The organism is Streptomyces sp. NPDC031445, assembly GCF_055581365.1.
In genome coordinates this window covers 37,048-63,663 of sequence record NZ_JBVIJO010000003.1, presented here as the reverse complement: position 1 = coordinate 63,663, position 26,616 = coordinate 37,048, and the positions used below count along the sequence as shown (strand labels likewise).

General features: G+C 69.7%; 25 protein-coding genes. 12 read left to right on the top strand and 13 right to left on the bottom strand.

Annotation, left to right across the window (positions count from 1 at the left end):
* Nucleotides 1-48 precede the first annotated feature (48 nt).
* Nucleotides 49-1,392: an MATE family efflux transporter gene (locus ACZ5DC_RS10545; RefSeq protein ID WP_468651404.1), complete on the bottom strand. Its 1,344-nt coding sequence runs from the start codon at nt 1,390-1,392 to the stop codon at nt 49-51.
* 475 nt (nt 1,393-1,867) lie between these two features.
* Between ACZ5DC_RS10545 and dnaB the strand changes: the two genes are divergently transcribed.
* Together dnaB and ACZ5DC_RS10535 are read left to right on the top strand one after the other, a co-directional pair.
* Nucleotides 1,868-3,346, top strand: coding sequence for a replicative DNA helicase (gene dnaB / locus ACZ5DC_RS10540; protein ID WP_468651402.1), 1,479 nt, complete (start codon nt 1,868-1,870; stop codon nt 3,344-3,346).
* A 112-nt stretch (nt 3,347-3,458) separates the two neighbouring features.
* Nucleotides 3,459-4,844: a serine hydrolase domain-containing protein gene (locus ACZ5DC_RS10535; protein ID WP_468651400.1), complete on the top strand. Its 1,386-nt coding sequence runs from the start codon at nt 3,459-3,461 to the stop codon at nt 4,842-4,844.
* A gap of 64 nt (nt 4,845-4,908) precedes the next feature.
* Here ACZ5DC_RS10535 and ACZ5DC_RS10530 read toward each other — a convergent pair whose 3' ends face one another.
* The gene (locus ACZ5DC_RS10530; RefSeq protein ID WP_468651398.1) at nt 4,909-5,361 is read right to left on the bottom strand and encodes a GNAT family N-acetyltransferase; all 453 of its coding nucleotides are present in this window, start codon (nt 5,359-5,361) and stop codon (nt 4,909-4,911) included.
* A 9-nt stretch (nt 5,362-5,370) separates the two neighbouring features.
* A complete protein-coding gene (locus ACZ5DC_RS10525) occupies nt 5,371-5,829 on the bottom strand; it encodes a MarR family winged helix-turn-helix transcriptional regulator (RefSeq protein ID WP_468651396.1) in 459 nt (152 codons plus the stop codon).
* Nucleotides 5,830-5,974: 145 nt separating this feature from the next.
* Here ACZ5DC_RS10525 and ACZ5DC_RS10520 point away from each other — a divergent pair, with 145 nt between their 5' ends.
* Together ACZ5DC_RS10520 and ACZ5DC_RS10515 are read left to right on the top strand one after the other, a co-directional pair.
* The gene (locus ACZ5DC_RS10520) at nt 5,975-7,183 is read left to right on the top strand and encodes an MFS transporter (RefSeq protein WP_468651394.1); all 1,209 of its coding nucleotides are present in this window, start codon (nt 5,975-5,977) and stop codon (nt 7,181-7,183) included.
* 94 nt (nt 7,184-7,277) lie between these two features.
* The gene (locus ACZ5DC_RS10515; protein ID WP_468651392.1) at nt 7,278-7,697 is read left to right on the top strand and encodes a GlcG/HbpS family heme-binding protein; all 420 of its coding nucleotides are present in this window, start codon (nt 7,278-7,280) and stop codon (nt 7,695-7,697) included.
* Nucleotides 7,698-7,776: 79 nt separating this feature from the next.
* Here ACZ5DC_RS10515 and ACZ5DC_RS10510 read toward each other — a convergent pair whose 3' ends face one another.
* From ACZ5DC_RS10510 to ACZ5DC_RS10485, 6 genes are all read right to left on the bottom strand, one after another.
* The gene (locus ACZ5DC_RS10510; RefSeq protein WP_468651390.1) at nt 7,777-8,643 is read right to left on the bottom strand and encodes a GNAT family N-acetyltransferase; all 867 of its coding nucleotides are present in this window, start codon (nt 8,641-8,643) and stop codon (nt 7,777-7,779) included.
* 219 nt (nt 8,644-8,862) lie between these two features.
* Nucleotides 8,863-9,345, bottom strand: coding sequence for an NUDIX hydrolase (locus tag ACZ5DC_RS10505; RefSeq protein ID WP_468651388.1), 483 nt, complete (start codon nt 9,343-9,345; stop codon nt 8,863-8,865).
* A gap of 87 nt (nt 9,346-9,432) precedes the next feature.
* Complete coding sequence (locus ACZ5DC_RS10500; protein WP_468651386.1) at nt 9,433-10,338, bottom strand: LysR family transcriptional regulator; 906 nt, start codon at nt 10,336-10,338, stop codon at nt 9,433-9,435.
* Nucleotides 10,339-10,551: 213 nt separating this feature from the next.
* Nucleotides 10,552-11,697 (bottom strand): cystathionine gamma-lyase, encoded by a 1,146-nt coding sequence (locus tag ACZ5DC_RS10495; RefSeq protein WP_468651384.1) that lies wholly within the window; start codon nt 11,695-11,697, stop codon nt 10,552-10,554.
* The gene (locus ACZ5DC_RS10490; RefSeq protein ID WP_468651382.1) at nt 11,694-12,185 is read right to left on the bottom strand and encodes a low molecular weight protein-tyrosine-phosphatase; all 492 of its coding nucleotides are present in this window, start codon (nt 12,183-12,185) and stop codon (nt 11,694-11,696) included. Before ACZ5DC_RS10490 ends, ACZ5DC_RS10495 begins: the two co-directional genes overlap by 4 nt.
* A gap of 4 nt (nt 12,186-12,189) precedes the next feature.
* Complete coding sequence (locus tag ACZ5DC_RS10485; RefSeq protein WP_366752747.1) at nt 12,190-12,567, bottom strand: phage holin family protein; 378 nt, start codon at nt 12,565-12,567, stop codon at nt 12,190-12,192.
* 104 nt (nt 12,568-12,671) lie between these two features.
* Between ACZ5DC_RS10485 and ACZ5DC_RS10480 the strand changes: the two genes are divergently transcribed.
* From ACZ5DC_RS10480 to ACZ5DC_RS10465, 4 genes are all read left to right on the top strand, one after another.
* Nucleotides 12,672-12,989 carry a cupin domain-containing protein gene (locus ACZ5DC_RS10480; RefSeq protein ID WP_171154736.1) on the top strand — a complete coding sequence of 106 codons (318 nt, stop codon included), beginning with the start codon at nt 12,672-12,674 and terminating at the stop codon, nt 12,987-12,989.
* A 134-nt stretch (nt 12,990-13,123) separates the two neighbouring features.
* Entirely contained in the window at nt 13,124-13,336 is a 213-nt protein-coding gene (locus tag ACZ5DC_RS10475) for a DUF5326 family protein (protein ID WP_356118675.1), read from the top strand.
* Between the two features lie 201 nt (nt 13,337-13,537).
* A complete protein-coding gene (locus tag ACZ5DC_RS10470) occupies nt 13,538-14,485 on the top strand; it encodes an IclR family transcriptional regulator (protein ID WP_468652056.1) in 948 nt (315 codons plus the stop codon).
* A gap of 99 nt (nt 14,486-14,584) precedes the next feature.
* On the top strand, nt 14,585-15,022 hold the full coding sequence (locus tag ACZ5DC_RS10465) for an SsgA family sporulation/cell division regulator (protein WP_030640078.1): 438 nt from the start codon (nt 14,585-14,587) through the stop codon (nt 15,020-15,022).
* A gap of 130 nt (nt 15,023-15,152) precedes the next feature.
* Here ACZ5DC_RS10465 and ACZ5DC_RS10460 read toward each other — a convergent pair whose 3' ends face one another.
* A complete protein-coding gene (locus ACZ5DC_RS10460) occupies nt 15,153-16,553 on the bottom strand; it encodes a YibE/F family protein (protein WP_468651378.1) in 1,401 nt (466 codons plus the stop codon).
* A gap of 242 nt (nt 16,554-16,795) precedes the next feature.
* Between ACZ5DC_RS10460 and thiC the strand changes: the two genes are divergently transcribed.
* The gene (thiC, locus tag ACZ5DC_RS10455; protein ID WP_468651376.1) at nt 16,796-18,580 is read left to right on the top strand and encodes a phosphomethylpyrimidine synthase ThiC; all 1,785 of its coding nucleotides are present in this window, start codon (nt 16,796-16,798) and stop codon (nt 18,578-18,580) included.
* A 100-nt stretch (nt 18,581-18,680) separates the two neighbouring features.
* Here thiC and ACZ5DC_RS10450 read toward each other — a convergent pair whose 3' ends face one another.
* From ACZ5DC_RS10450 to ACZ5DC_RS10440, 3 genes are all read right to left on the bottom strand, one after another.
* Entirely contained in the window at nt 18,681-19,544 is an 864-nt protein-coding gene (locus tag ACZ5DC_RS10450; RefSeq protein WP_468651374.1) for a hypothetical protein, read from the bottom strand.
* A gap of 181 nt (nt 19,545-19,725) precedes the next feature.
* Nucleotides 19,726-20,805, bottom strand: coding sequence for a metallophosphoesterase (locus tag ACZ5DC_RS10445; RefSeq protein WP_468651372.1), 1,080 nt, complete (start codon nt 20,803-20,805; stop codon nt 19,726-19,728).
* Between the two features lie 296 nt (nt 20,806-21,101).
* The gene (locus tag ACZ5DC_RS10440; RefSeq protein ID WP_171154747.1) at nt 21,102-22,214 is read right to left on the bottom strand and encodes a LacI family DNA-binding transcriptional regulator; all 1,113 of its coding nucleotides are present in this window, start codon (nt 22,212-22,214) and stop codon (nt 21,102-21,104) included.
* Nucleotides 22,215-22,666: 452 nt separating this feature from the next.
* Here ACZ5DC_RS10440 and hisC point away from each other — a divergent pair, with 452 nt between their 5' ends.
* From hisC to cydB, 3 genes are all read left to right on the top strand, one after another.
* Nucleotides 22,667-23,746, top strand: coding sequence for a histidinol-phosphate transaminase (gene hisC / locus ACZ5DC_RS10435; RefSeq protein ID WP_366752741.1), 1,080 nt, complete (start codon nt 22,667-22,669; stop codon nt 23,744-23,746).
* A 319-nt stretch (nt 23,747-24,065) separates the two neighbouring features.
* Nucleotides 24,066-25,574 carry a cytochrome ubiquinol oxidase subunit I gene (locus ACZ5DC_RS10430; RefSeq protein WP_468651369.1) on the top strand — a complete coding sequence of 503 codons (1,509 nt, stop codon included), beginning with the start codon at nt 24,066-24,068 and terminating at the stop codon, nt 25,572-25,574.
* A 15-nt stretch (nt 25,575-25,589) separates the two neighbouring features.
* The gene (gene cydB / locus ACZ5DC_RS10425) at nt 25,590-26,609 is read left to right on the top strand and encodes a cytochrome d ubiquinol oxidase subunit II (RefSeq protein WP_468651367.1); all 1,020 of its coding nucleotides are present in this window, start codon (nt 25,590-25,592) and stop codon (nt 26,607-26,609) included.
* Nucleotides 26,610-26,616: the final 7 nt, after the last annotated feature.

The following is a 26,616-nucleotide window of genomic DNA, read 5'->3' as shown; positions in this document are numbered from 1 at the left end:
CTCATGGCCGGGCTTCCACGACGGGACGGAATGTTTCACGTGAAACGGTCAGCGGGTCGCGCCCGTCACGATCCAGCGGCCCGAACGGCTCCGCAGCCACAGGGTCAGCATCCGGATCGACATCATCAACGTCATGGCGCCCCAGAGGGCGGTGAGGCCACCGCCGAGTGAGGGAACGAGCAGGGCCGCCGGTGCGAACACCACCAGGGTGACGACCATGGCCCAGGCCAGATAGGGGCCGTCCCCCGCTCCCATGAGGACGCCGTCAAGGACGAAGACGATCCCGCAAACGGGCTGCGACAGTGCCACGAGGAGCAGGGCCGGCAGAGCGGCGTCCTTCACCAGGGAGTCGCCAGTGAACAGCGGCAGGAAGAGCGGTCGTGCGGCCACGACGAGAAGGCCCAGGACGACACCGGTCGCGACGCCCCACTGGACCATGCGACGGCAGGCTTCACGGGCTCCCTGGGTGTCGTCCGCTCCGAGATAGCGGCCGATGATGGCCTGTCCCGCGATCGCTATCGCGTCGAGTGCGAAGGACAAGAGGTTCCACAGGGACAGGACGATCTGGTGGGCGGCGATGTCGGCATCGCCGAGACGGGCCGCGACCGCCGTGGCGATCATGATGATGGCCCGCAGGGACAAGGTGCGGACCAGCAGTGGGACGCCGGCCTGAGCCGAGGCCCGGATGCCGGCTGCGTCCGGCCGGAGGGACGCACCGTGCCGACGGGCCCCGCGGACGACGACGGTCAGATAGGCGGCCGCCATGCCGCACTGTGCGATGACCGTGCCCCAGGCCGAACCGGCGATGCCGAGCCCGGCGCCGTAGATGAGCCCCGCGTTCAGTGCGGCGTTGGCGATGAATCCCGCGACGGCGACATAGAGCGGGGTCCTGGTGTCATGCAGGCCGCGCAGCACTCCGGTCGCGGCCAGGATGATGAGCATGGCCGGGATGCCCAGCGCGGAGATGCGCAGATAGGTGGTGGCGTAGGGAGCAGCGGTCGTCGAGGCGCCGAGGAGGTCCACGATGCCGGGTGCGAGGGGCAGGACGACGGCGATGACGGCGATGCCGAGCAGCAGCGCCAGCCAGATGCCGTCCATGCCCTGGCGGATGGCTGCCGTGAGATCACCGGCACCGACGCGGCGGGCCACGCCGGCCGTGGTGGCGTAGGCGAGGAAGACGAAGACACTCACGGCGGTGGTGAGGAGCGCCGAGGCGACGGCGAGACCGGCGAGCTGTGCGGTCCCGAGATGGCCGACGATCGCACTGTCCGCCATGACGAAGAGAGGCTCGGCGACGAGGGCGCCGAAGGCCGGGACGGCCAGCGCGACGATTTCTCGGTCGTGCCGGCGCAGGGCGGCCTTGGGGATCTCTGGAGCCTGTGTCATGAGCATCAATGTAATCGTCCACAGGTAAGAGATGCAACCGGCTATTGATCCTTACTTTTGCTGGTGGGTCGTGTCCTTTCGGGTGCCGTTCGACGCGATCTTGGCCCGACTGGGGAAGTTTTTTCTCTGCACAGCCGGTGGATCGTAAAAACGCAGGTCACAGGCTTGGTCTCGATGGGATCGAGGGCTTGTTCACAGGGCTTTCCACCGGGTCGTGCACAGGTTTCGGCGAGTTCTCCACAGCATCCGGGCCGTCGTCCACATGGCCTGTGGATAACCAGATTGGCTGACGGTGCCGACGGGCCTACGGTGGTCCGGCGCCCGCTCCCTCACCGGGCTCCGGAAACGTCCTTCTCCGGGCCTGGGAACCGTCACAAACCCGACGCGCCAGAACCGGAGTTGGGCGTCTTATTTGTCAGTGTCGTGCCGTACAACAGAGGACACGGCGAGGTCCGCCGTGCGGACGGGAGGAGGTGGCTCGGTGAGCATTTCCGAGCCCTTGGACGATCCGTGGGCCGACAGCGGGCCCAGTGATCGTCTGCCGGCCTCCCGTCGGCGGGATGACGTCGGCCGGGGTCGTGACGAGCAGCACGACCGGGGCCGGGAGAACGGCGCCTGGGACGGCGGGGGTTCGTCCTTCGAGCGGGTCCCGCCGCAGGACCTGGACGCCGAGCAGTCCGTGCTGGGCGGCATGCTGCTGTCCAAGGACGCCATCGCCGATGTCGTCGAGATCCTCAAGGGCCACGACTTCTACAAGCCCGCGCACGAGACGATCTACCAGGCCATCCTGGACGTCTACGCCAAGGGCGAGCCGGCCGACCCGATCACCATCGCCGCCGAACTCACCAAGCGCGGCGAGATCAACAAGGTCGGCGGCGCCGCGTATCTGCACGGCCTCGTCCAGACCGTGCCGACGGCGGCCAACGCCGAGTACTACGCGGAGATCGTCCATGAGCGGGCCGTCCTGCGACGCCTGGTCGAAGCCGGTACGCGCATCACGCAGATGGGATACGCGGCCGACGGAGACGTGGACGAGATCGTCAACCGCGCCCAGGCCGAGATCTACGCCGTCACCGAGCAGCGCACCAGCGAGGACTACCTCCCGCTCGGCGACATCATGGAAGGCGCCCTCGACGAGATCGAGGCGATCGGCTCGCGCAGCGGCGAGATGACGGGTGTGCCCACTGGGTTCACGGACTTCGACTCGTTGACGAACGGCCTCCATCCCGGCCAGATGATCGTCATCGCGGCCCGTCCCGCCATGGGTAAATCGACCCTCGCCCTGGACTTCGCGCGGGCCGCCTCCATCAAGCACAACCTTCCGAGCGTCATCTTCTCGCTCGAGATGGGCCGCAACGAGATCGCGATGCGCCTGCTGTCCGCCGAGGCCCGGGTCGCCCTGCACCACATGCGGTCCGGCACGATGACCGACGAGGACTGGACGCGGCTCGCCCGCCGCATGCCGGACGTGTCGGCCGCGCCGCTGTACATCGACGACTCCCCGAACCTGTCGATGATGGAGATCCGCGCCAAGTGCCGGCGCCTGAAGCAGCGCAACGACCTGAAGCTGGTCGTCATCGACTACCTCCAGCTGATGCAGTCCGGTGGCTCCAAGCGGGCCGAGAGCCGTCAGCAGGAGGTCTCGGACATGTCCCGTAACCTCAAACTGCTCGCGAAGGAACTGGAGCTCCCGGTCATCGCGCTCTCGCAGCTCAACCGTGGTCCCGAGCAGCGCACCGACAAGAAGCCGATGGTCTCCGACCTGCGTGAGTCCGGTTCCATCGAGCAGGACGCCGACATGGTCATCCTGCTGCACCGCGAGGACGCGTACGAGAAGGAGTCCCCGCGTGCGGGCGAGGCGGACCTGATCGTCGCCAAGCACCGAAACGGTCCGACGGCCACCATCACGGTCGCCTTCCAGGGCCACTACTCGCGTTTCGTGGACATGGCCCAGACCTGATCCACCGGGTGCGGTGCGGCCACGGTCACGGACGGGGGGCGGGGGCGGCCACGGCCGGGGGCGCACGGCAAATGCATTCGACGCCCGCCCCCGCACCAGGTGGACTGGGTCCATGACGACAACTCAGGAAGCGCTGCTCCCCGCCACCCGCCGGGCCCTGCTGCACCGGATCGCCGTCGCGCAGGCCGAAGGACGGGCTCCGTCCCTGGTCGCCGCGGTGGTCCGGGACGGGCAGGCCGTGTGGCACGGGGCGCGGACCTCGGTGGACGGCCACGGACCGGACGAGACCGTGCAGTACCGGATCGGGTCCATCACCAAGACCTTCACCGCCGTTCTGGTGATGCGGCTGCGGGACGAGGGCGTCCTCGACCTCGGTGACCCGCTGGAGAAGCATCTGCCGGGCACCGGTGCGGGGGAGTCGACGATCGTGGAGCTGCTCGCCCACACCGCGGGGCTGGCGGCCGAATCCCCCGCGCCCTGGTGGGAACGGACGCCCGGCGCCCTGCGGCCCGAACTGAGCGATGTGCTCGGGGAACAGCCCCTCCTGCATCCCGTCGGCCGCCGGCACCACTACTCCAATCCGGGCTACACGGTCCTCGGCGCCCTTGTGGAAGAGCTGCGCGGCGCCCCCTGGGAGGAGGTGCTGCGCGCGGAGATCCTGGAGCCGCTGGGCCTGCACCGGACGAGCACGCAGCCGGAACCCCCGCACGCGGGCGGATGGGCGGTGCACCCGTGGGCCGACGCGATGCTCCCCGAGCCGATGGAGGACCTGGGCCGGATGGCGCCGGCCGGTCAGCTCTGGTCGACGACCGGGGACCTGGCGCGGTTCGCCGCGTTCCTGGCCCGGGGAGACGAGCGGGTCCTGAGTGCGGAGTCCATCCGGGAGATGCGTACTCCGGCGGCGCCCGCCGAGGCCGCGGATGTGGTGGACGGGGTCACGTACGGTCTGGGCATGCAGATCCAGTGCCGTGACGGCCGGCTGCTCGTCGGACACTCCGGCTCCCTGCCGGGGTTTCTGGCGAACCTCACGATCAGCGTGGAGGACGACGTGGCCGCAGTGGTGCTCGCCAACTGCACCAGCGGTCCGCTGCTGGGTGCCGTGGGAGCGGACCTCGTCCGGATCGTCGCGGAGGCGGAACCGCGGATCCCCGAGCCCTGGCGGCCGCTGCGTGAGGCGGATCCGGCGGTGCTGGAGCTGGTGGGGCAGTGGTACTGGGGCACTCACGCCTTCGGCCTGCGCGCGACCGCGGATGGCCTGCTCGCGTTGGCGCCCCTGACGGGTGGCGGACGGAAGGCCCGTTTCCGTCCGAACGGCGACGGCACCTGGACCGGGCTGGAGGGCTACTACGCCGGTGAGCTGCTGCGGCCCGAACGGCGTCCGGACGGATCGGTGAGTCACCTGGATCTCGGCTCATTCGTGTTCACCCGGCAGCCGTACGACCCCGAGGCACCGGTGCCCGGTGGCGTGGACCCGAAGGGATGGCGGGGCATCGGCTAGCCCGGATGCATACAAGGGGTGTGTTTCACGTGAAACACACCCCTGTCCGTTCTTCGGGGCGCCGTCAAAGACGGAGCTTGAAGCCCTCGTGTGAGGCGGTGAAGCCCAGCCGCTCGTAGAAACGGTGTGCGTCGGTCCGCGTCTTGTCGGACGTGAGCTGGACCATCTGGCAGCCGCGCTGTCGGGACGTGTCGATCGCCCACTCGATCAGCCGGCTCCCCAGCCCGCTGCCCCGCTCATCGGCGTGGATGCGTACGGCCTCGATCAGCGCGCGAGTGGCCCCCTTGTGGGAAAGCCCGGGGATGATCGTCAGTTGGAGAGTGCCGATCACACGGCCCGCGCGCACGGCGACGACGACGTGCTGATGGGGGTCGGCGGCGAGGCGCTCCAGCGCGTTCCGGTACGGCGTGAGATCGTCGGGCGACTCACGCTGGACCCCGAGCGGGTCGTCGGCGAGCATCGCCACGATCGCCGGGAGGTCGTCAGCGGTCGCGGCGCGAATCTCAAGATCGTCCATAGGCGCACCCTATGCGGGCACGTTCAGGGACTCCACCACGCGCACCAGCGGTGCGAGTTCCGGATTCTGGGCGGCACTGTCCAGGGCCTCGCGCAGGGCGGCGTCATTGGTGGGCCGCGCCTCCTCCAGCAGCCGCAGGCCCGCCGGGGTGACGTTGGTGTAGATGCCGCGCCGGTCGGTGGGGCACAGATAGCGCTCCAGCAGGCCGCGGTCCTCCAGTCGGGTCACGAGGCGGGTGGTGGCGCTCTGGCTGAGCACGACCGCGTCGGCGACCTGCTTCATCTGCAGATGGCCGCCCTCGCCGTCGTGCTGTCTGCTGAGGACATCCAGCAGTGAGTACTCGCGGACGCTCAAGTCGTGTGCGGCCTGCAGAGCGCGCTCTATGTGCGCCTCGATCCGTCCGTGCAGCGCAGAAAGGGCGCACCAGCCCTGTGCGAGGGCGGTGAGCGCGGGGTCCGTCGCTGTCATTGGCGTTCTTCCTCCGTCCCGGAGTTGCTGCACCCCAGGGTAGACCACCAGCGCAATAGTCGCCGGTTGCATATATCCCGCGTCTGCAACTATTGTGGTCGAACGCAAAGCGCTCATGCAATCTTCTGGGAAGGTGTACCCCTTCATGCCTCTCGCGCTTCTGGCCCTCGCGATCGGGGCCTTCGGAATCGGAACGACCGAGTTCGTGATCATGGGTTTGCTGCCCGAGGTCGCGGCCGACTTCGGGGTCTCCATCCCCACGGCGGGCCTGCTCGTGACCGGCTACGCGCTCGGCGTGGTCATCGGCGCGCCGCTGATGACCGTGCTCGGCACCAAGGTCCCGCGCAAGCGGATGCTGATGCTGCTGATGGGCCTGTTCATCGCCGGGAACCTGCTCTCGGCCGTCGCCCCGACCTTCGCGGTCATGCTGATCGGACGGGTCGTCGCCTCGCTCGCCCACGGCGCCTTCTTCGGCATCGGCTCGGTCGTCGCCGCCGAGCTGGTCGCGCCCCACAAGAAGGCCGGCGCCATCGCCATGATGTTCACCGGTCTGACCATCGCCAACGTCGTCGGCGTCCCGCTGGGCACGTTCATCGGGCAGAGCGCAGGCTGGCGCGTCACCTTCGCCATCGTCGCCGCCCTCGGTGTCGTCGGCCTCGCCGGCATCGCCAAGCTCGTTCCGGAGCTGCCCCGGCCGGAGGGCGTACACCTCCGCCACGAGCTGGCCGCCTTCAAGAACGCCCAGGTCCTGCTGGCCATGGCGATGACCGTCCTCGGCTTCGGCGGTGTCTTCGCGGCCATCACCTACATCGCCCCGATGATGACCCACATCGCCGGCTTCGCAGACGGCTCCGTCACCTGGCTGCTGGTCCTGTTCGGCCTCGGCATGGTCGGCGGCAACCTCATCGGCGGCAAGTTCGCCGACCGCGCCCTGATGCCGATGCTGTACATCTCCCTGGGCGCGCTGGCCGTCGTCCTGGCGCTCTTCACGCTCACCGCCCACAACAAGATCGCGGCCGCGGTGACCATCGCCCTGATCGGCGCCCTCGGCTTCGCCACCGTGCCCCCGCTGCAGAAGCGCGTCCTCGACCAGGCGCACGGCGCTCCGACGCTCGCCTCGGCCGTCAACATCGGCGCCTTCAACCTGGGCAACGCCCTGTCCGCCTGGCTCGGCGGCATCGTGATCGCGGCCGGCTTCGGCTACACGTCCCCCAACTGGGTCGGCGCCGCCCTAGCCGCCGCCGCCCTGGTCCTCGCCTTCGTCTCGGCGGCCCTGGAGCGCCGTGACGGCGCCCGGGGGAGCGTGACCGCCTCCGCTACGGCGGTGGAGCAGCGGGCGCCCGTCCACCACTGAGCGCCGGGCCCCGGGCGCCTCACAGCCACAGACCTCCGTACCGAGCCCTCGGTACGGAAAGCACCCACACAGCACCACCCGAGGAGACATCTCCATGACCACCACCGCTGTCGCCCCGCTCAGTATCGAGGACGCCGAGCTGCTGGTCGCCACCGCCCGCCGGGCGGCCGAGGACGCCGGAGTCGCCGTCAGCGTGACCGTCCTGGACGCCGGTGGCCACCTGCTCGCCTTCCGCCGGGACGACCGTGCCGTGCTGATCTCCGGCGAGACCAGCACTCGCAAGGCCTACACGGCCCTCCAGCTGAACGCGCCCACCGCCGACCTCGTCGACGCCGTTCAGCCCGGCGGCCTCTTCCACACCCTGCCCACGGCACTCGACCGGCCCCTGCTGTTCATCGCGGGCGGTGTCCCCGTCCACCGCGACGGCCGGCTGGTCGGCGCGATCGGTGTCGGCGGCGGTGCTCCGGACCAGGACCACGGTTTCGCCACCGCGGCCGTGCAGGCCCTGGCCTGAGCCACAGTGACGGCACGGACCTCAGGACACCGGCCCCGCCGCTTCGAACGGCGGGGCCGGTGTCGGTCCGTCCGTCGGCTCAGCCCGCGGCGACCGTCAGCGGTGCGAACCGCCGGGTCCAGTCCCCCGGCAGGTCCGTGATGCCGTAGGTCATCACCGAGTTGAAGGCCACGGAGGCCAGGCCGCGCTCCTTCACCCAGGTCAGCAGCCCTTCATGGCGCACGTCGATGTCGGTCCGCAGCGGCCGGTCGGTGTGGGCCGCCAGGGAGGCGATCAATGCCTTGGCGGTCTCCGTGTCCCGGGCGATCAGCGGACCGACGACATGGGTGTCCATGTTGGGCCACGCGGCGGTATAGCCGATGAGGCGGCCGTCCTCCTCGGCCACCCGGAGCTGATCGGCGAAGGCGGGCAGGCGAGTGATCAGAGCGGTGCGATCGGTACCGAACACCTCCTCGTCGAGGCGCAGGATCGCCGGGAGGTCCTCTGCGGTGGCCGCGCGTGTGGCGATCCCGGAATCCCGGCCGCCGGTGATGAAGCGGCCCCTCAGCATCTCCGCCCGGCCCGTCACCTTGAAGCCCAGCTCCTCGTACAGGGGACGGCCGTACGGGGTGGCGTACAGGGTCAGCGGAGTCGTCCCCATGCTGGACAGCACATGCCGCATCAGCCGGCGCCCGACGCCCTGACGGGCGTGTCGCCGGGCCACCAGCACCATGCCGATGGCGCCGAGTTCCGGCCGCCCCCACCCGCCGTATTCCGTGACCACACACGCGGCGACAAGGCCGCCCTCAGGGTCGTCGATGCCGACGCCCTTCCCGGCCGTGAGAAGGAACCCCCACTTGTGTTCCTCGCGTGGCCACCCCCGGTCTTCGGACAGGTCGGCGCAGGCAGTGAGATCGCGAGGCGTCAGGCGGCGAATGGGCAGAGCGGTGAGGGAAGGAGTTGGCACGCAGGTCAGGCTGTCCGACGGGCACCCTCGCCGTCCACCCGTTTCGATGCGGACGCACGTGCTTTTGGCCATCTCGTAGCCCTGGGGACAGCCCGTGGACAGCTCCGCGTGTTTCACGTGAAACATAGGCAGGTCACTAGCTTCCGGCCATGGCGGGACTTCACTCGTCGGCACGTTGCTGCTTGGAACGACCGGGAGGTACCGCGGGGCTGACCGCGCCTAGCCGAGGTCGGGGGCGTGCATGGCCCGTACCCCTTCGATGTTCCCGTCCAGGTAGTGGCGCAGGGACAGTGGTACGAGATGGACGGAAGCGATGCCGACGCGGGTGAACGGAACACGGACGATCTCGTACTCGCCGACGGGCTCGTCCACTTCGGGGCCGTGACGCAGGGAAGGGTCCATGGACTCCAGTCGGCAGACGAAGAAATGCTGCACCTTCACACCGGTCGCGCCGCCGTCGTCCCCGATGTGCTCCACCGTGTCCACGAAACACGGCACCACGTCGGTGATCTTGGCGCCGAGTTCCTCCTCCACCTCACGGTGCAGGGCGTCCACGACGGTCGAGTCCCCGGGTTCGACTCCCCCGCCGGGAGTGACCCAGTAGGGATCGATACCCGGCTTGGTGCGCTTGATCAGGATCAGGTCGTCACCGTCCAGGAGAACGGCACGGGCGGTGCGCTTGACCACGGGTCGGACGGTCATGGGAGAAATGTGGCCCCGCTGGTTCCACGTGAAACATCGCAAAGTGCCACGACTTGACCGCAGCACGTGTATCCGTGCCGTGCGGCGTCAGCACCAGGCCGCGGCGGCGCGCTGGAGCCACTCATGGGCCCGGGCGATATGGGGCAGGGCGAGCGTACCGGTGCGCACCACGAGGAAGTACGTACGCAGGGGCGGGACCGCCGGATCGTGCAGGGCCACGATCGAGCCGTCCTCCAGCGCCGGGGCGCACAGGTAGCGGGGCAGCACCGCCAGTCCGGCCCCGGCGGTGACGCAGGAGAGCACGGCCCGGAGATCCGGGACGATGACCGTGCCCGTGGCGGCCGGGCGGGAGTCGAAGACGGAGGCCCAGTAGCGCGAGACGAACGGCAGGGATTCGTGGACCTCGACGAGCGGCAGGTGCTCCAGGGCCGGAGCGCCCTTCAGCCGCAGGGTGTCCGAGTCGATCCGCTCAGCCCAGCGAGGGGCCGCCACCAGCACATGCTCCTCGTCGCAGAGCGGGGTGGCGGTGAGCAGGGCCCCGCGCGGCCATGCCGTACTGATGGCCAGGTCATGAAGGCCGCAGGCCAGCCCCTTCAGCACCTCTTCGGTCGTCCCGAAGGAAGCCCGTAACGCGAAGCTCCGGCCGTCGTCGCCGGTCAGCTCGCTGAGTGCCGGCAGAGCACGTTCGGCGGTGAACTCGGCGGGACCCGCCAGGTGCAGCGTCCGGGACGAGGACTCGTCGTCCAGGCCGCTCTCCACTATCTCCACCAGGGCGTCGAGATGCGGTGCGGCCCTGTGCGCCAGTTCGTCGCCGACGGTCGTCGGGGTCACCCCGCGCGCCTGGCGGAGGAACAGCGGTCTGCCGAGCTGACGCTCCAGCGTGCGGATCTGCGAGGTGACGGCGGGCTGGGAGAGGCCGAGCAGGGCTGCGGCCCGGGTGAAGGAGCCGGCTCTGTGCACGGCGACGAAGGTCCGCAGCAAGGCCAGATCCATGGCACGCCCTCCCCTGTCGCTGCCTCCTCCGGCCCCAGGCAGGCACCAACTATAAATATGTCGATAGGCTTCTGTCGTTAGCGTGATTGGACACTGACCCAGAGTCAACTAGCCTGGTTCGCACGGTCTTTCCCCTGGGAAAGCCGCAGACGGTCCGAGCCACGAGGGGGGAGGCTCGGACCGTCCTGACGACAGCGGCGGGGGAGACGGACGCTACTCGGCGGACTCGTCCAGGGCGCGCAGCACGTCTGCCACCAGGTCCTCCGGGTCCTCCGCGCCGACGGACATGCGGATGAAGCCCTCCGGGACGGCGTCCCCGCCCCAGCGGCGGCGGCGTTCGGCCGTGGACCGCACCCCGCCGAAACTCGTCGCGTCCTCTACCAGCCGCAGGGCAGCCAGGAAACGCTCGGCACGCGCGCGCGTGGGCAGGGTGAACGAGACGACGGAGCCGTAGCGCCGCATCTGCTGCGTGGCGGTCTTGTGCGAGGGGTCGTCGGGCAGGCCCGGGTAGCGCAGGCCCAAGACCTCGGGCCGCTGCCGCAGTGCCTCGGCGACGGCCAGGGCGGTGGCGTTCTGCCGGTCGACGCGCAGCTGCAGCGTGGCGATGGACCGGTGCGCGAGCCATGCCTCCATGGGGCCGGAGATGGCGCCGACGATCTTGCGCCAGCGGCGCACGGCGGCCATCGCCTCGGTGTCTCGGCCGGTGACGTAACCCAACAGGACATCGCCGTGGCCGGTGAGCTGCTTGGTACCGCTCGCCACGGAGAAGTCGGCGCCCAGCTCCAGCGGACGCTGGCCGAGCGGGGTGGCGAGGGTGTTGTCGACGGCCACCAGGGCGCCACGCGCGTGGGCGGCCTCGGCCAGGCGCCGGATGTCACAGACGTCGAGCCCGGGGTTGGACGGCGACTCGATCCACAGCAGCCGGGCCCCGTCGAGCACCTGAAGCTGGGCGTCCCCGCCGGTCGGCGCCGTGCGGACCTCCACGCCGTACGCCTCCAGCTGGGCGCCGACCAGCGGCAGCACCTGGTAGCCGTCGGACGGCAGGACGACCGCGTCCCCGGCGCGCAGCTGCGAGAACAGCACGGCGGAGATCGCCGCCATGCCGGAGGCGAAGACCAGCGTCTCGGCGTCCTGTCCGGGTGCCTCCAGCTCGCTGACGGCCCGCTCCAGCAGCGTCCAGGTCGGGTTGTCGTCCCGGCCGTACGCATACGGTCCCGAGACCTCACCGGGCAGGTGGAAGTGGGCCGCGAACACCGGTCCGGGCAGGGTCGGCTCGTTCTTGGCCGGCTCCGGCAGTCCCGCCCGCACCGCGCGCGTGCCGTCGCCGACGCGGCCCTCGTCCTTCGTGGCGTCGCTCATGCGGCCCGTCCCTCCAGCTCGTCCCTCACGGCGGCGAGCAGACCGGTGCTCGCCGCCTCCACCATCTCAAGACACTCCTCGAAGCCGTCCCGGCCCCCGTAGTACGGGTCCGGCACGTCGAGGTCATCACCGGCGGCGGGGTCGTAGGAGCGCAGCAGGCGTATCTTGCGCGCGTCCTCCGCGGTGGGCGCCAGGCGGCGCAGGGCCTTGAGATGACCGGTGTCGAGGGCGATCACGAGGTCGAGACCGTCGAACCACGACGGCAGGAACTGGCGGGCGACGTGCTCGCTGTCGTAGCCGTGCTCCTGAAGGACCGAGACGGTACGCGGGTCGGCGGGCTCGCCCTCGTGCCAGCCGCCGGTGCCGGCGCTGTCGACCGCCACCAGGTCCTCCAGCCCGGCCTCCGCCACGCGCGCGCGGAAGACGGACTCCGCCATCGGGGAGCGGCAGATGTTGCCGGTGCACACGAAACAGACGCGGTAGGTCATGTACTCAGTCCTCGTCGGGCAGGACGACGTGCAGCGCCCAGGAGACGACGGAGATGATCAGACCGCCGACGACGGCCGTCCAGAAACCGTCCACATGGAAACTCAGGTCCAGCTTGCCGCAGACCCAGGAGGTCAGCAGCAGCATCAGCGCGTTCACGACCAGGGTGATCAGGCCCAGGGTCAGGATGAACAGCGGGAAGGTGAGCACCTTCACGATCGGCTTGACCAACCAGTTCACCAGGCCGAAGATCAACGCGACGACGATCAGCGTGCCGGCCTTCTTGGCGGTGCTGTCACCCGTCAGAGTGATCTTGTCGAGCAGCCATACAGCGACCGCCAGGGCGCCTGCGTTGGCGATCGTCTTGACTACGAAATTCTTCATGTGTCTGATCGTGGCAGACCCGGCGGACCGGGGCCGGATGGACGGCGAGCGGTGCGACGGCGGGCAGCGGAACAGCGAGCAGCGAGGCGAGGGCGGCAGCGGCGATGAAGGCATTCCGGCTGGATGATCTGGAGGCGGAACGCGCCGCCAACGAAGGCGCCTACCTGCAGTTCCTGCGCGAGCGGAACATGTCGGTCGGCCTCTACGCCCTCGACGCGGGTGAGCACGACCCGCAGAATCCGCACGGCCAGGACGAGGTGTACGTCGTGGTCAGCGGCCGGGCGTCGATCACCGTCGGCCTGGAGACGACGCAGGTGGCGCGGGGCAGCGTCGTGTACGTGCCCGCCGGGGTCCCCCACAAGTTCCACCACATCAGCGAGGACCTCAGGGTGCTCGTGGTCTTCTCTCCACCCGAGGCGTGAGCCCGCGGCCCCGGGTTCCCTAGGGGACGGGTCAGGGGAGGACAAGGGATGCGAGGCCCCCCTGAGGGCCCTCCGCGGCCCTAGCATCGAGTGCGGAACATCGACAACGCACATGAACGCAAAGGACGAGGGCGATGCGAGAGATCTTCGCGGGGCTGCCGTGGTGGGTGAAGTGGGTCGCGGTGCCGGTCATCGCCCTGGTCGTGTTCGGCGGCCTGATAGCGACGGTGGTCGGGTTCGTGATCGGTCTGCTGTTCAAGGCGCTGGTCTTCGTCGCCCTGGTCGGCGGACTGATCTACGTCGTCCGCAAGTTCATGGGGAACTCCTCGTCACGCAGCGACTGGTGAGGCGCCAGGGAGCCGGTCACCCGTGACGGAGGGCCGGTTCCCTCGGGGGAGGGAAGTTTCTCCCGGGAGCCGTCCGCGGGCGGTGGCGGGCGGTTAAAGTCCGGAACTCCCCGCGGGGTCCGGCCCCGTGGGCGGCGCAGACCCCCCTCCGTGCTCTTGTCGCACGGGCTGCCCCTCGCGCTCCGGGAGTGACCCTTGGCCATGGTTGACACCGCACCGGCAGAACCCCACGCACCCCCCGTCCAGCGGCCGGTCCCGCTGGCCGTCCCGGGCCAGCCACAGGCGACGGACATCCCCGGACCCCCACGTGCCGCGGACACTCCGGGACCCCCGCGAGCAGCGGACCGCTGCGGGCGACCGCCTTCCGCCGGCCGGCCGGGACCACCGGCCGCCCCCGCCCCCGCCGCCACGCTCATCGGGTCCGTCCAGCGCGCCATGCGCCTGCTGGAGACCGTCGCCGCGCACGCGTACGGCGCCCCCGCCAAACAACTCGCCCGTGAGACCGGCCTCGCGCTGCCCACGACGTACCACCTGCTGCGCACCCTGGTCCACGAGGGCTATCTGCGCCGCGAGAAGGGGCTGTTCTTCCTCGGTGACGCGGCGGAGCGACTGGGCCGCAGTGGAGCGCAGCAGAAACGTCGCAGCACGGTGGCGGACACGCTCGCGCACTGGCGCGATTCCATCGGAGCGCCGGTGTACTACGCGATGTACCGGGACGGCGAGATCGAAGTCATGTGCGTCTCCGCCTCCCGTCAGGCGCCCGCGGTGGAAGAGTGGGCGGACTTCCGGGAGACGGGCCACGCGCACGCGATCGGACAGTGCCTGCTCTCCCAGCTGGACGAGGACGCGCGGCGCGACCACCTCGCCCGGTATCCCGTGCGGCCCATCACGCCGTACACCGTGCGGGACAGCGACGTGCTGCTGCGTCGGCTCGCCCGGACGCGGCGCATGGAACCGGTGGTGGAGCGCCAGGAGTACGCGGTCGGCACCGTCTGCGCGGCGGTCCCGATCACGGTAGGCACCGCCGCGGCCACCGTGGCCATCTCCCTGCCCGTCCACCAGGCCGACCGGCTGATGCCCGCGGCGCACCGGCTCCAGGCGGAGATCGGGCGGCACCTGGGATCGCTCAGCCTCTCTATCAGTATCTGAAAACTCACTCCTTGTGATCTCTCGTGTACTTTCAGCAAGATTTGACCACGGTCAGAGGGATCAATCCCGGCCAGTCGATGTCATATGACGGGATAGGCAATGCGCGAGTCCGTACAGGCAGAAGTCATGATGAGCTTTCTCGTGTCGGAGGAGCTCTCCTTCCGCATCCCGGTGGAGTTGCGCTACGAGACCTGTGATCCGTATGCCGTACGCCTCACCTTCCATCTGCCCGGCGACGCCCCGGTGACCTGGGCCTTCGGGCGGGAGTTGCTGATCGACGGGGTCGGCCGCCCGTGCGGGGAGGGGGACGTGCACATCGCCCCCGTCGAGTCCGAGGTGCTCGGTGAGGTGCTGATCCGGCTTCAGGTCGGCGGCGACCAGGCCCTGTTCCGCTCGTCGGCGCCACCGCTCGTGGCCTTCCTCGACCGGACGGACAAGCTCGTGCCGCTCGGCCAGGAGGGTGCGCTCGCCGATTTCGACGCCCATCTCGACGAGGCCCTGGACCGCATCCTGGCCGAGGAGCAGAGCGCCGGCTGAAACGCTGGGCAAGGGGTGGTGGGCGGTCCGCCGTGCCACGCGGCTGTGCAGGAACGCTTCTGCGGCGGACGGCTGACCGCTACCGGCTCATCCCTCCGTGCGTCACCGCGTCCGGCTCATCCTTTCCGCGTCACCGCTTCCGGCGTCGGCCCCGGCCGCCGCGTGCCGGTGCGGACTGTGCCCCTGCGGTCGCCGGGGCACCAGGGCCGGTCCGGTCGGCCGACACGACGAGCGCGGCCAGCGCGGTGGTGACCGGGACCGAGGCGACCAGACCGATCGAGCCGACCAGCGTGCGCACGATCTCCTCGGCCACCAGCTCGCTGTTGGCCACGGTGCCGACGCTGCTCTGCGCGATCGAGAACAGCAGCAGCAACGGCAGTGCGGCACCGGCGTAGGCGAGCACCAGGGTGTTGACCACGGACGCGATGTGGTCGCGGCCGATGCGGATGCCCGCCCGGTACAGGCCGCGCCAGCCCATCGACGGGTTGGCCTCGTGCAGCTCCCAGACGGCCGAGGTCTGTGTCACCGTCACGTCGTCGAGGACGCCGAGCGAACCGATGATGACGCCGGCCAGCAGCAGACCGCTCATGTCGATCGACGGATACAGGCCGTGGATCAGGCCGGTGCTGTCGTCCGTGTTACCGGTCAGCGCGGCCCAGCCGATGAACAGTGACCCGAGCATGCCGATCAGGCAGAGCGAGATCAGCGTGCCGAGCACCGCCACCGACGTGCGCGCCGACAGCCCGTGGCACATGTACAGGGCGATGAGCATGATGGCGCTCGACCCCACCACGGCCACCAGCAGCGGGTTCGCCCCCTCCAGGATCGCCGGCAGGATGAACAGCGTCAGCACGAGGAAACTTACGGCGAGTGCGACCAGTGCCATGACTCCGCGCAGCCGGCCTACGACCACGACGGCCACCGCGAAGATCCCCGCGAGCAGTGCCATGGGGAACTTCCGGTTCACATCGGTCACCGAGTACTGCAGGTCCTTGGGGGCCGAGGGCTCATAGGCGACCACGACCTTCTCGCCCTGGTGCAGTTGCCGCGACTGGTCGGGCTGCACGATCTCGGTGAAGGTCCGGCCCTCGTCCTTACCGGTGTCGATCCGGATGGTGGCCCTCTTGCAGGTCCGGTTGGCCTCCGCCTCCGCCGGCGTGCCCTCGGCGGTGGAGGTGTCGCCGGCCGGAGTGCCGCCGGAGGCGTTCACCGACTTGCAGCTGACCTCGACGACCCTGCTGACCGTGGCCTGTTGGGTCTGCCGGTCGAAGCCGACGCCGGTGCGCTTGTGGGAGGGGGCTTGCCCCGGCCAGAGCACCACGAGGCCGACCAGGACCGCCGCGGTGAAGGGGACCAGGACCGCCGCGATGACCTTGCGCAGGTGTCGGGAGACGGGGGTGGCGGGCCCGTGGCTGTGGCCGTGCGAGTGACCGTGGCCGCGTGGACCGTGGCGGTGTCCGTCACCCTGTTCCGGGCCGTCTCGGCGGGGCGGCTCGGGCGGCTGGTAAGGGTACTGCTCGGTCCTGGTCACCACCCGATCATCGCAAGAACGGCGGGGGGCCCACTGTTCACCGCGCCACACATGGCGCTAGCGTGGAGGCACCTTTGCACACGCGGGAGCTCGGAGCACCGGGCTGAGAGGGCGCTGATCTCCGTACACGCGATGTTTCACGTGGAACAAGAGGTGTTCCACAGGAAACGTCGGCAGACGGACACCGCTGCGTCGACCGCCGAACCTGTTACCGGGTAATGCCGGCGTAGGGAGTAGGTCTCATGGCCAACAAGGACGCACGCACGCCTGCCTCCGTCCAGGACGAGAAGTCCCCGGAGGCCGGGAAGTCCATCGGCTGGCACAAGGCGTACGTCGAGGGCTCGCGCCCCGATCTGCGCGTGCCGGTCCGTCAGGTGCACCTCACCAACGGGCAGTCGGTCACGCTGTACGACACATCGGGCCCGTACACCGATCCACTCGTCGACACGGACGTCCGCCGCGGCCTGCCGCCGCTGCGGGAGAACTGGATCACCGCCCGCGGCGACACCGAGGAGTACGCGGGACGTCCGGTCCGTCCCGAAGACGACGGCATCAAGCACACCTCGCCGCGCGGCGGGCTGCGGAACCTGGACGCGGTCTTCCCCGGACGCCCGCGTCAGCCGCGACGGGGCCGCGACGGCCAGGCGGTGACGCAGCTCGCGTACGCCCGCCGTGGCGAGATCACGCCGGAGATGGAGTTCGTGGCCCTCCGGGAGAACGTCTCACCCGAGGTGGTGCGCGAGGAGATCGCGGCGGGCCGGGCGGTGCTGCCGGCCAACGTCAACCACCCGGAGATCGAGCCGATGATCATCGGCAAGCGGTTCCTGGTGAAGGTGAACGCCAACATCGGCAACTCCGCGGTGACGTCCTCCATCGAGGAGGAGGTCGAGAAGATGACCTGGGCGACCCGCTGGGGCGCCGACACGGTCATGGACCTGTCCACCGGCCGCAACATCCACACCACTCGCGAGTGGGTCCTGCGCAACTCCCCCGTTCCCATCGGCACGGTGCCGCTCTACCAGGCACTGGAGAAGGTCGACGGCAAGGCCGAGGAACTGACCTGGGAGATCTACAAGGACACCGTCATCGAGCAGGCCGAGCAGGGCGTGGACTACATGACGGTCCACGCGGGCGTCCGGCTGGCGTACGTGCCGCTCACCGCCCATCGCAAGACCGGCATCGTCTCGCGCGGCGGTTCGATCATGGCCGCGTGGTGCCTGGCGCACCACAAGGAATCGTTCCTGTACGAGAACTTCGAGGAGCTGTGCGAGATCCTCGCCGCCTACGACGTCACGTACTCGCTGGGTGACGGCCTTCGGCCGGGGTCGATCGCGGACGCCAACGACGAGGCGCAGTTCGCGGAGTTGAGGACGCTCGGGGAACTCAACCGGATCGCCAGGCGTTTTCACGTACAGACGATGATCGAGGGCCCGGGACACGTCCCGATGCACAAGATCAAGGAGAACATCGACCTTCAGCAGGAGATCTGCGATGAAGCCCCGTTCTATACGCTCGGCCCGCTGACCACGGACGTCGCGCCGGCGTACGACCACATCACCTCCGGCATCGGTGCCGCGATGATCGCCTGGTGGGGCACGGCGATGCTCTGCTACGTCACGCCCAAGGAGCACCTCGGCCTGCCCGACCGGGACGACGTCAAGACCGGCGTCATCACGTACAAGATCGCCGCACACGCGGCCGACCTCGCCAAGGGGCACCCCGGAGCGCAGGAGTGGGACGACGCGCTGTCCGACGCCCGCTTCGAGTTCCGCTGGGAGGACCAGTTCAACCTTGCACTGGACCCGGACACGGCACGGGAGTTCCACGACGAGACCCTGCCGGCCGAGCCCGCCAAGACGGCGCACTTCTGCTCCATGTGCGGCCCGAAGTTCTGCAGCATGAAGATCTCGCAGGACATCCGGCGTGAGCACGGCGGCAGCCGGGCCGAGATCGAGGAGGGCATGGCCCGGAAGTCTCAGGAGTTCGCGGCCGCGGGCAACCGGGTGTACCTGCCGATCGCGGACTGAGCGCAGCACGCCGAACTCGCCGCGCCGGCCGGTCCCATGACGGCCGGCTGGTGCGGCGGGGCCGACGGCCGGCCGGTGTGGTGGCAGCACACCGGCCGGATCACTCGGGCTGGTGTTCCGGGCCTCCGAAGTCCGGGCTCGTGTAGTCGGGGCTGGTGAAGCTCGGGCGGCCGGTCGCGGTGCCGTCGCCGGGGCTGCTGAAGCCGGGGCGGTCGTAACCGAGGCGGGGTATGCGGCCGGTCGGTGCGGGCGGGATCGAGGAGTGCCCGGCGGTGGTGCCGGGCTCGGCGAGTGCCTCCCGGAGGAAGGGCAGGATGCCGCGCTCCAGCAGGGCGTCCCGCCACGCCTCCCTGGCCCTTGCGAGCTCCTCGCGGGCCGCGTCCCGTGCCCGGTCGTCCGCCGGGGTGCTGTTGCGCAGAGCGGTGAGCAGCAGTCCGACCGCGGCGACGAGGACGGTCGCCGCGGTGATGGCACCGAACACCCACCCGGCGGTGAGCATGGTCCGGGCGAAGGTCTGGCCGGGGTCGAGTGCCTTCAGGATGTAGCCGACGAGCAGGAAGATCACCGCGGCGGTCCCGGAGAGGACGGGAGCCAGGACGGCGACGACCGCGATGGCGCCCGCGCCGGTGCTCTCGGCGGCTTCCCCGAGGGTGGTGGCGAGGCCCGCGGTGGTCGAACCCGGGCTGTCCTCCTCGGAGTCGCCGGCGGCCGGCGGGCCGGACAGCGCCGGGTGACGCAGTGCGTCGCGCAGCTCGACGTAGTGCTGGTACTCGGCCGCCGCCGCCGGCGTGATCAGGGCGGAGGCGTTGAGGGCCATGGTGCGCAGTTGTTCGGAGTTGAGCCGCTGTCCGACAGCGGCCAGTTCCGGTCGGTGCGGTGCGGAGCGCAGCGCCTCATCGAGGAGCCGCTCGAATTCCTGGCGGTCCTCGCTCTGCAGGTGCTGCGGAACGCTGTTCATGTGCATCCCCCGATGCTCCGTAGGGCTTGGGGCTCGCACGCCGGCGAGCCGTCGGGCAGAAACGGAGGGGAGCCTGCTACGGATAAGCCGATGGTAGAGCCGTGACGGCGCGCGGTGACAGGGGATTGCCGGAATTCACGGTCCGGCCTGCGCGTACGCGGCTGGGGGATGCCTGCCGGACGAACGGTCAGCCGTCGAGGGGGAGTTGCTGGACCAGCAGTTTCCCGGCCATGGTCACTCCGCCGTCCATGGCGATGGCGAGTCCGTCGGCGTAGACGTGCGGTCCCTCGACGACGGGGCGGGTGCTCTCCTCGCCGTCCTCGGAGCCGACCTGGCCGAGGAGATAGGGAATGGGGCTGTGCCCATGAACGACCCGGGTGCCGCCGTACGTATCGAGGAGCGAGCGTACGGCGTCGGCGCCGCCCTCGTCGCGGAAGGAGAAGCGTTTGGTGAACTTGCGGAACAGGTCCCAGACCTCGTCGGCGTCGTTGCGGGTCAGAGCCTCGCGGACGGTGTCGTTGACCGCCTCGATGGAGTCGCCGTAATCGAGGTAGGCGGTGGTGTCGGAGTGGAGGAGCAGATAGCCGTCGACCTCCTCGACGGCGTCGAGGCGGGCCATCCACTGCAGATGGTGGTCCTGGAGGCGGTCCATGTCGGTCTTCTGGCCGCCGTTGAGCAGCCAGGCCGCCTGGAAGGTGGCGGTGCCCGCGCCGGAGGTGACGGGCGTGTCGCCGAACCGCTTGGCACCGAGGAGCAGCAGCTCGTGGTTGCCCATGAGGGCCTTGCAGTAGCCGCCGGCCGCCGCGGCCTCGGCGGACAGCCGCATGACCAGGTCGATGACGCCGATGCCGTCCGGGCCGCGGTCGGTGAAGTCGCCGAGGAACCACAGCCGGGCGGTGCCGGCGCACCACTGGCCCGAGGCGTCGATCAGGCCCTGCTCCTGCAGGGCCGCCACCAGCTCGTCCAGGTAGCCGTGGACGTCGCCGACGACGTAGAGCGGGCCGGGCCCGGCCGCGGGCTGCGGGGCCGGGGCGGCGGGGGCGGGCTCGACGGGCAACTGGAGGGTGTCGCCGCGGTTGATGACGGGCAGGTCGCGCTGGGTCGGCGTGTAGCCCTCGGGGTACGCCTCGTCGGCGGGCGGTACGACGTCGCCGGGGTGGACGTGCTGGACGTACGGACCGGTCTCGTGGACGTACGCGGGTACCCGGAAATCGCGCAGCGTCGCCGTCCGCTCCGCCTCGGGTCCCTGACCGGCCCCCTGAGTCATCAGACCCCTCCACCATCGCGCCGCATCTGCACCGCTTCGGACTGCCTGGTCGCAGCGGTCCGCGGTGTCGTGGGCCCATCATAGGAACGCGCGTCGCGCCGTGTGACGACCCAGGGGTGGTGAATCGGAACAGACTCCAGTTCACCGCGGCATTCGCCCCGTTTGGGCAGATGTTCGACCGGCTGTCGGCCGGCCGGGCCCTCGGTCCGGCGGGTCCGGCCCGCCCGCGGTGCGCCGACGGGTCACTCTGTGCCGCACCGGCCGGGTCCACGCGGAGGCCGGTGCGGCGGGCGGTGCTACGTGTCGTCCGGTGTCCGCGGCGGGCTGACCGTCGTGCGCGGCGACCGCCGCTGGGACGAGGTGCGCACGATCAGTTCGGTCGGTATCACCTGCTCGACCGGCTGGTCCGACTCGACGCCCTCGATGGCGTCGATGAGGAGCTGGACGACGGCGGTGCCGATGCGGCGCGGCTTCAGGGACAGGGTGGTGATGGGCGGCTCGGTGCTGGCGTAGACGGTGGACTCGCTGCAGCACACGAGCAGCAGGTCGTCGGGGACGCGCAGGCCGTAGCGGCGGGCGGCGGCGAGCAGGTCGGTGCCGTTGGGGTCGAACAGCCCGTAGACCGCGTCGGGCCGGTCGGGGCGGGCGAGCAGCCGGTCCGCGGCGACGGCGCCCGCGCACGGGTCGTGGGCCGGATAGGCCTCGTAGACCGGGTCCTGGCCGACCCGCTCGCACCAGCGCAGGTACGCGGTGGTCGACAGGTGGGTGTACGTGTCCGTCGTGGTGCCCGTGAGCAGGCCGATGCGGCGGGCGCCGGCGGCGGCGAGGTGGTCGAGGATGCCGAGTACGGCGGCCTCGTGGTCGTTGTCGACCCAGGCGGTCACGGGGAGCGCGCCGGCCGGGCGGCCGTCCGAGACGACCGGCAGTCCCTGCCGGACCAGCTCGCTGACCACCGGGTCCTGGTCGGAGGGGTCGATGACGACCGTGCCGTCCAGGGCGACGTTGGACCAGACGTCGTGGCGGGAGGTCGCGGGCAGGATGACCAGGGCGTAGCCGCGGGCGAGCGCGGCCGAGGTCGCGGCCCGGGCCATCTCGGCGAAGTAGGCGAACTCCGTGAAGGTGAAAGGTTCATCCCCGTACGTGGTCACGGTCAGGCCGATCAGGCCCGACTTGCCGGTACGGAGGGTGCGGGCGGCCGCCGACGGCCGGTATCCGAGCCGGTCGGCGACCTCGCGGACATGGCGCCGGGTGGCGTCCGGGAGCCGGCCCTTGCCGTTGAGGGCGTCGGACACGGTCGTGATGGAGACCCCGGCGGCGGCGGCGACGTCCCTGATGCCCGCCCGACCCGGCCGGCTGCCTCGACGAGAGGTTTCCGCGCGGCTCACCTGGTGCTTCCCTGCTGCTGTCATGGCGAGCCGATAGTAGGGCTCATGCGGTGGGGTAGTGCGGACGCATATGCATGCGTTGACAGGCACGTTTCTGCATGGTCAATGGGTGTCAACTTCCTTGGAAAACAAGGTTGTTGAGCGATCCAATAGTAAGACGTAGCTTGTCGACGCGGATGGACCTACCAAGTCCCCGATGTCTCGAAGAGGTCTCAACTCACCTGCACGGGGGATGCGCGCCACGGCGCAAGCTACCGGCGCATAGATATATGTACGGCGCGCCCCCCGAAACGTACGCCTTCGTACGAGGATGCCCTTGATGTCGGCCGAAGACGTGAGCTTCGCCTCTGCCCGTGGCGGTGGCCGCGTTTCTGGGCGTCACGAACCTGTTCGCAGCGGCGCCGAATCCTCTTAAGGTGTGGAGTATTGGAGTCGGCGGTGTCGACGGGCCGCCGGTGGTCGCGAGGAGGACTGCGGTGAGCGAGACGAGCCCCAAGCTGCGCGCCGAGCTGGAGGGTATCCCCACCTACAAGCCGGGCAAGCCGGCCGCGGCCGGCGGACCGGTCGCCTACAAGCTGTCCTCCAACGAGAACCCGTACCCGCCGCTGCCCGGTGTGCTGGAGAGCGTGAGCGCGGCGGCCTGCGACTTCAACCGTTACCCGGACATGGCCTGCACCGGGCTGATGAACGAGCTGTCCGACCGCTTCGGTGTGCCGCTCTCCGACCTGGCCACCGGCACCGGCTCGGTGGGTGTCGCCCAGCAGCTGATCCAGGCCACCAGCGGCCCCGGCGACGAGGTGATCTACGCCTGGCGGTCGTTCGAGGCGTACCCGATCATCACGCAGATCAGCGGCGCCCGCTCGGTGCGGGTGCCGCTGACGCCGGGTGATGTGCACGACCTGGACGCGATGGCGGACGCGATCACCGACCGGACCCGGCTGGTCTTCGTCTGCAACCCCAACAACCCGACCGGCACGGTGGTGCGACGGGCCGAGCTGGAACGATTCCTCGACCGGGTGCCCACTGATGTGCTGGTGGTGCTGGACGAGGCCTACCGGGAGTTCATCCGCGACCCCGAGGTGCCCGACGGTGTCGAGCTGTACCGGAAGCGGCCGAACGTCTGCGTCCTGCGGACCTTCTCCAAGGCGTACGGGCTGGCCGGGCTGCGCGTCGGTTTCGCGATCGCCCATGAGTCGGTGGCGGCGGCGCTGCGCAAGACGGCGGTGCCGTTCGGGGTGAGCCAGCTGGCTCAGGAGGCCGCGATCGCCTCCCTGCGGGCCGAGGACGAGCTGCTGGGCCGGGTGGGCTCGCTGGTGTGCGAGCGCACACGCGTGGTCGACGCGCTGCGCGCCCAGGGCTGGACGGTGCCGGACACGCAGGCGAACTTCGTGTGGCTGCGGCTGGGGGAGAGCACGGTCCCGTTCGCACAGGCCTGTGAGGAGCACGGCGTGGTGATCCGGCCGTTCCCGGGCGAGGGTGTGCGGGTGACCGTCGGGGAGGCCGAGGCGAACGACATCTTCCTGAAGGTGGCGGAGGTGTTCCGCAAGGGACTGTAGTCCCGGCGTAGCTGTCACACCTGGTGCGGGCTCGCGAGGCGGCGCCTCTCCGCCTCGCGGGTCCGTGCCCGGCTCCACGGTCTGCCGGGCCTCCGTTCCACGTGAAACGGGAAGCCTTGTGCCGAAATGCGCCTCCGCCACTGTCATGCTCTTGACAAACTGGCCCAGAGGGGACCCCCCCTGCGCAGTCCGAAAATCAGTGCGTCATAATGGCTTGTGAATGTGAACGCTTTCACAAGCTCGTCTCGTTTGCTCCGTATGTGTGCAACAAAAGGGGCAAACCGCCGCTGTACCACGCCGCAGTAAGGAGAGTGACGACGTGGACCTGGCTCTGGCGCCGGAGACACTGGCGCGCTGGCAGTTCGGCATCACCACCGTCTACCACTTCCTGTTCGTTCCGCTGACGATCTCCCTGGCCGCGCTCACGGCCGGGCTGCAGACGGCCTGGGTGCGCACGGAGAAGGAGAAGTACCTCAGGGCGACGAAGTTCTGGGGCAAGCTCTTCCTGATCAACATCGCGATGGGCGTGGTCACCGGCATCGTGCAGGAGTTCCAGTTCGGCATGAACTGGTCCGACTACTCGCGTTTCGTCGGTGACATCTTCGGCGCCCCGCTCGCCTTCGAGGCGCTGATCGCCTTCTTCTTCGAGTCCACCTTCATCGGCCTGTGGATCTTCGGCTGGGACAAGCTGCCCAAGAAGATCCATCTGGCCTGCATCTGGATGGTCTCGATCGGCACGGTCCTGTCGGCGTACTTCATCCTCGCGGCGAACTCCTGGATGCAGCACCCGGTCGGCTACAAGATCGACAAGGCCAGGGGACGGGCCGAGCTGACCGACTTCTGGGCCGTGCTGACCCAGAACACCGCCCTCAGCCAGGCCTTCCACACCCTGTCCGCGGCGTTCCTGACCGGTGGCGCCTTCATGGTGGGCATCTCCGCCTACCACCTGGCCCGCAAGAAGCACATCCGCGAGATGAAGACCTCGCTGCGGCTCGGCCTGGTCACCGTGGTCATCGCCGGCCTGCTCACCGCGGTCAGCGGCGACACCCTCGGCAAGGTGATGTTCAAGCAGCAGCCGATGAAGATGGCCGCGGCCGAGGCACTGTGGGACGGTCAGAAGCCGGCGCCGTTCTCGATCTTCGCCTACGGCGATGTGGACAAGGGCCACAACTCCGTGGCCATCGAGATCCCGGGCCTGCTGTCCTTCCTCGCCGACGACAACTTCAGCTCGTACGTGCCCGGCATCAACGACGTGAACAAGGCCGAGCAGCAGAAGTTCGGGCCCGGTGACTACCGGCCCAACATCCCCGTCGCCTTCTGGGGCTTCCGGTGGATGATCGGCTTCGGCATGGCCTCCTTCGCCCTCGGGCTCGCCGGGCTCTGGCTGACCCGGAAGAAGTTCATGCTGCCGCAAGCGCTCAGGGTCGGCGAGGACGAGGTGCCGCACCTGGTGCTGTTCAAGAACAAGGCGCTCAGCCCGAAGCTCACGCCCTGGTACTGGCGCATCGCGACCTGGACCCTCGCCTTCCCGCTGATCGCCAACTCGTGGGGCTGGATCTTCACCGAGATGGGCCGCCAGCCATGGGTCGTCTACGGCGTCCTCCAGACCCGGGACGCGGTCTCCCCCGGTGTCTCCCAGGGCGAGGTCCTCACCTCGATGACCGTCTTCACCGCGCTGTACGCCATCCTCGCCGTGGTCGAGGTCAGGCTGCTCGCGAAGTACGTCAGGTCCGGCCCTCCCGAGCTGACCGAGGCCGACCTCAACCCGCCCACGAAGATCGGCGGCGACACCCGTGACGCCGACAAGCCGATGGCCTTCTCGTACTAGGCCGAGGGAACAGTCATGGAACTACACGACGTCTGGTTCGTCCTGATCGCCGTCCTGTGGACCGGCTACTTCTTCCTGGAGGGATTCGACTTCGGGGTCGGCATCCTCACCAAGCTGCTGGCCCGCAACCGGCCCGAGCGCCGGGTGCTGATCAACACCATCGGCCCGGTCTGGGACGGCAACGAGGTGTGGCTGCTCACGGCGGGCGGCGCGACCTTCGCCGCGTTCCCCGAGTGGTACGCCACCCTCTTCTCCGGCTTCTACCTGCCCCTGCTGGTCATCCTGGTCTGCCTGATCGTCCGGGGTGTCGCCTTCGAGTACCGGGCCAAGCGGCCGGAGGAGAACTGGCAGCGCAACTGGGAGACGGCGATCTTCTGGACCTCCCTGCTCCCGGCGTTCCTGTGGGGCGTCGCCTTCGGGAACATCGTGCGGGGGGTGAAGCTCGACCGGAACTTCGAGTACGTCGGCAACGTCTGGGACCTGCTCAATCCCTACGCCCTGCTCGGTGGCCTGGTGACGCTCACGCTGTTCACCTTCCACGGAGCGGTGTTCACCGCGCTCAAGACGGTCGGGGAGATCCGGGTGCGGGCCCGGAAGCTGGCCCTGCGGGTCGGTCTGGTCGCGGCCGTCGTGGCGCTCGCCTTCCTGCTGTGGACGCAGGCCGACAGCGGCGACGGCAAGAGCCTGGTGGCTCTCATCGTGGCCGTCGTCGCCCTGGTGGCGGCTCTCGTGGCCAACCAAGCCGGGCGGGAGGGCTGGTCGTTCGCGCTGTCCGGCGTCACCATCGTGGCGGCCGTGGCGATGCTCTTCCTGTCGCTCTTCCCGAACGTCATGCCGTCCACCCTGAACGGGGACTGGAGCCTGACGGTCACCAACGCCTCGTCGAGCCCGTACACCCTGAAGATCATGACGTGGTGCGCGGCGATCGCCACGCCGCTCGTTCTGCTCTACCAGGGCTGGACCTACTGGGTCTTCCGTCAGCGGATCGGCACACAGCACATCGCTCCTGACGCTGCGGCCGGCGCCGCGCACTGAGTCCGCC

Excerpts from the sequence above, each read along its gene's own strand:
- ACZ5DC_RS10495 (WP_468651384.1), bottom strand. The coding sequence starts at position 11,697 with ATGAGCGACGCCACGAAGGACGAGGGCCGCGTCGGCGACGGCACGCGC.
- ACZ5DC_RS10440 (WP_171154747.1), bottom strand. The coding sequence starts at position 22,214 with ATGACAGCAGCAGGGAAGCACCAGGTGAGCCGCGCGGAAACCTCTCGT.
- ACZ5DC_RS10490 (WP_468651382.1), bottom strand. The coding sequence starts at position 12,185 with ATGACCTACCGCGTCTGTTTCGTGTGCACCGGCAACATCTGCCGCTCC.
- ACZ5DC_RS10480 (WP_171154736.1), top strand. The coding sequence starts at position 12,672 with ATGAAGGCATTCCGGCTGGATGATCTGGAGGCGGAACGCGCCGCCAAC.
- ACZ5DC_RS10475 (WP_356118675.1), top strand. The coding sequence starts at position 13,124 with ATGCGAGAGATCTTCGCGGGGCTGCCGTGGTGGGTGAAGTGGGTCGCG.
- ACZ5DC_RS10465 (WP_030640078.1), top strand. The coding sequence starts at position 14,585 with ATGCGCGAGTCCGTACAGGCAGAAGTCATGATGAGCTTTCTCGTGTCG.
- ACZ5DC_RS10450 (WP_468651374.1), bottom strand. The coding sequence starts at position 19,544 with ATGCACATGAACAGCGTTCCGCAGCACCTGCAGAGCGAGGACCGCCAG.
- ACZ5DC_RS10485 (WP_366752747.1), bottom strand. The coding sequence starts at position 12,567 with ATGAAGAATTTCGTAGTCAAGACGATCGCCAACGCAGGCGCCCTGGCG.
- ACZ5DC_RS10520 (WP_468651394.1), top strand. The coding sequence starts at position 5,975 with ATGCCTCTCGCGCTTCTGGCCCTCGCGATCGGGGCCTTCGGAATCGGA.
- ACZ5DC_RS10545 (WP_468651404.1), bottom strand. The coding sequence starts at position 1,392 with ATGCTCATGACACAGGCTCCAGAGATCCCCAAGGCCGCCCTGCGCCGG.
- ACZ5DC_RS10525 (WP_468651396.1), bottom strand. The coding sequence starts at position 5,829 with ATGACAGCGACGGACCCCGCGCTCACCGCCCTCGCACAGGGCTGGTGC.
- cydB (WP_468651367.1), top strand. The coding sequence starts at position 25,590 with ATGGAACTACACGACGTCTGGTTCGTCCTGATCGCCGTCCTGTGGACC.
- ACZ5DC_RS10535 (WP_468651400.1), top strand. The coding sequence starts at position 3,459 with ATGACGACAACTCAGGAAGCGCTGCTCCCCGCCACCCGCCGGGCCCTG.
- ACZ5DC_RS10500 (WP_468651386.1), bottom strand. The coding sequence starts at position 10,338 with ATGGATCTGGCCTTGCTGCGGACCTTCGTCGCCGTGCACAGAGCCGGC.
- ACZ5DC_RS10530 (WP_468651398.1), bottom strand. The coding sequence starts at position 5,361 with ATGGACGATCTTGAGATTCGCGCCGCGACCGCTGACGACCTCCCGGCG.
- ACZ5DC_RS10470 (WP_468652056.1), top strand. The coding sequence starts at position 13,538 with ATGGTTGACACCGCACCGGCAGAACCCCACGCACCCCCCGTCCAGCGG.
- ACZ5DC_RS10505 (WP_468651388.1), bottom strand. The coding sequence starts at position 9,345 with ATGACCGTCCGACCCGTGGTCAAGCGCACCGCCCGTGCCGTTCTCCTG.
- thiC (WP_468651376.1), top strand. The coding sequence starts at position 16,796 with ATGGCCAACAAGGACGCACGCACGCCTGCCTCCGTCCAGGACGAGAAG.
- ACZ5DC_RS10445 (WP_468651372.1), bottom strand. The coding sequence starts at position 20,805 with ATGACTCAGGGGGCCGGTCAGGGACCCGAGGCGGAGCGGACGGCGACG.
- ACZ5DC_RS10515 (WP_468651392.1), top strand. The coding sequence starts at position 7,278 with ATGACCACCACCGCTGTCGCCCCGCTCAGTATCGAGGACGCCGAGCTG.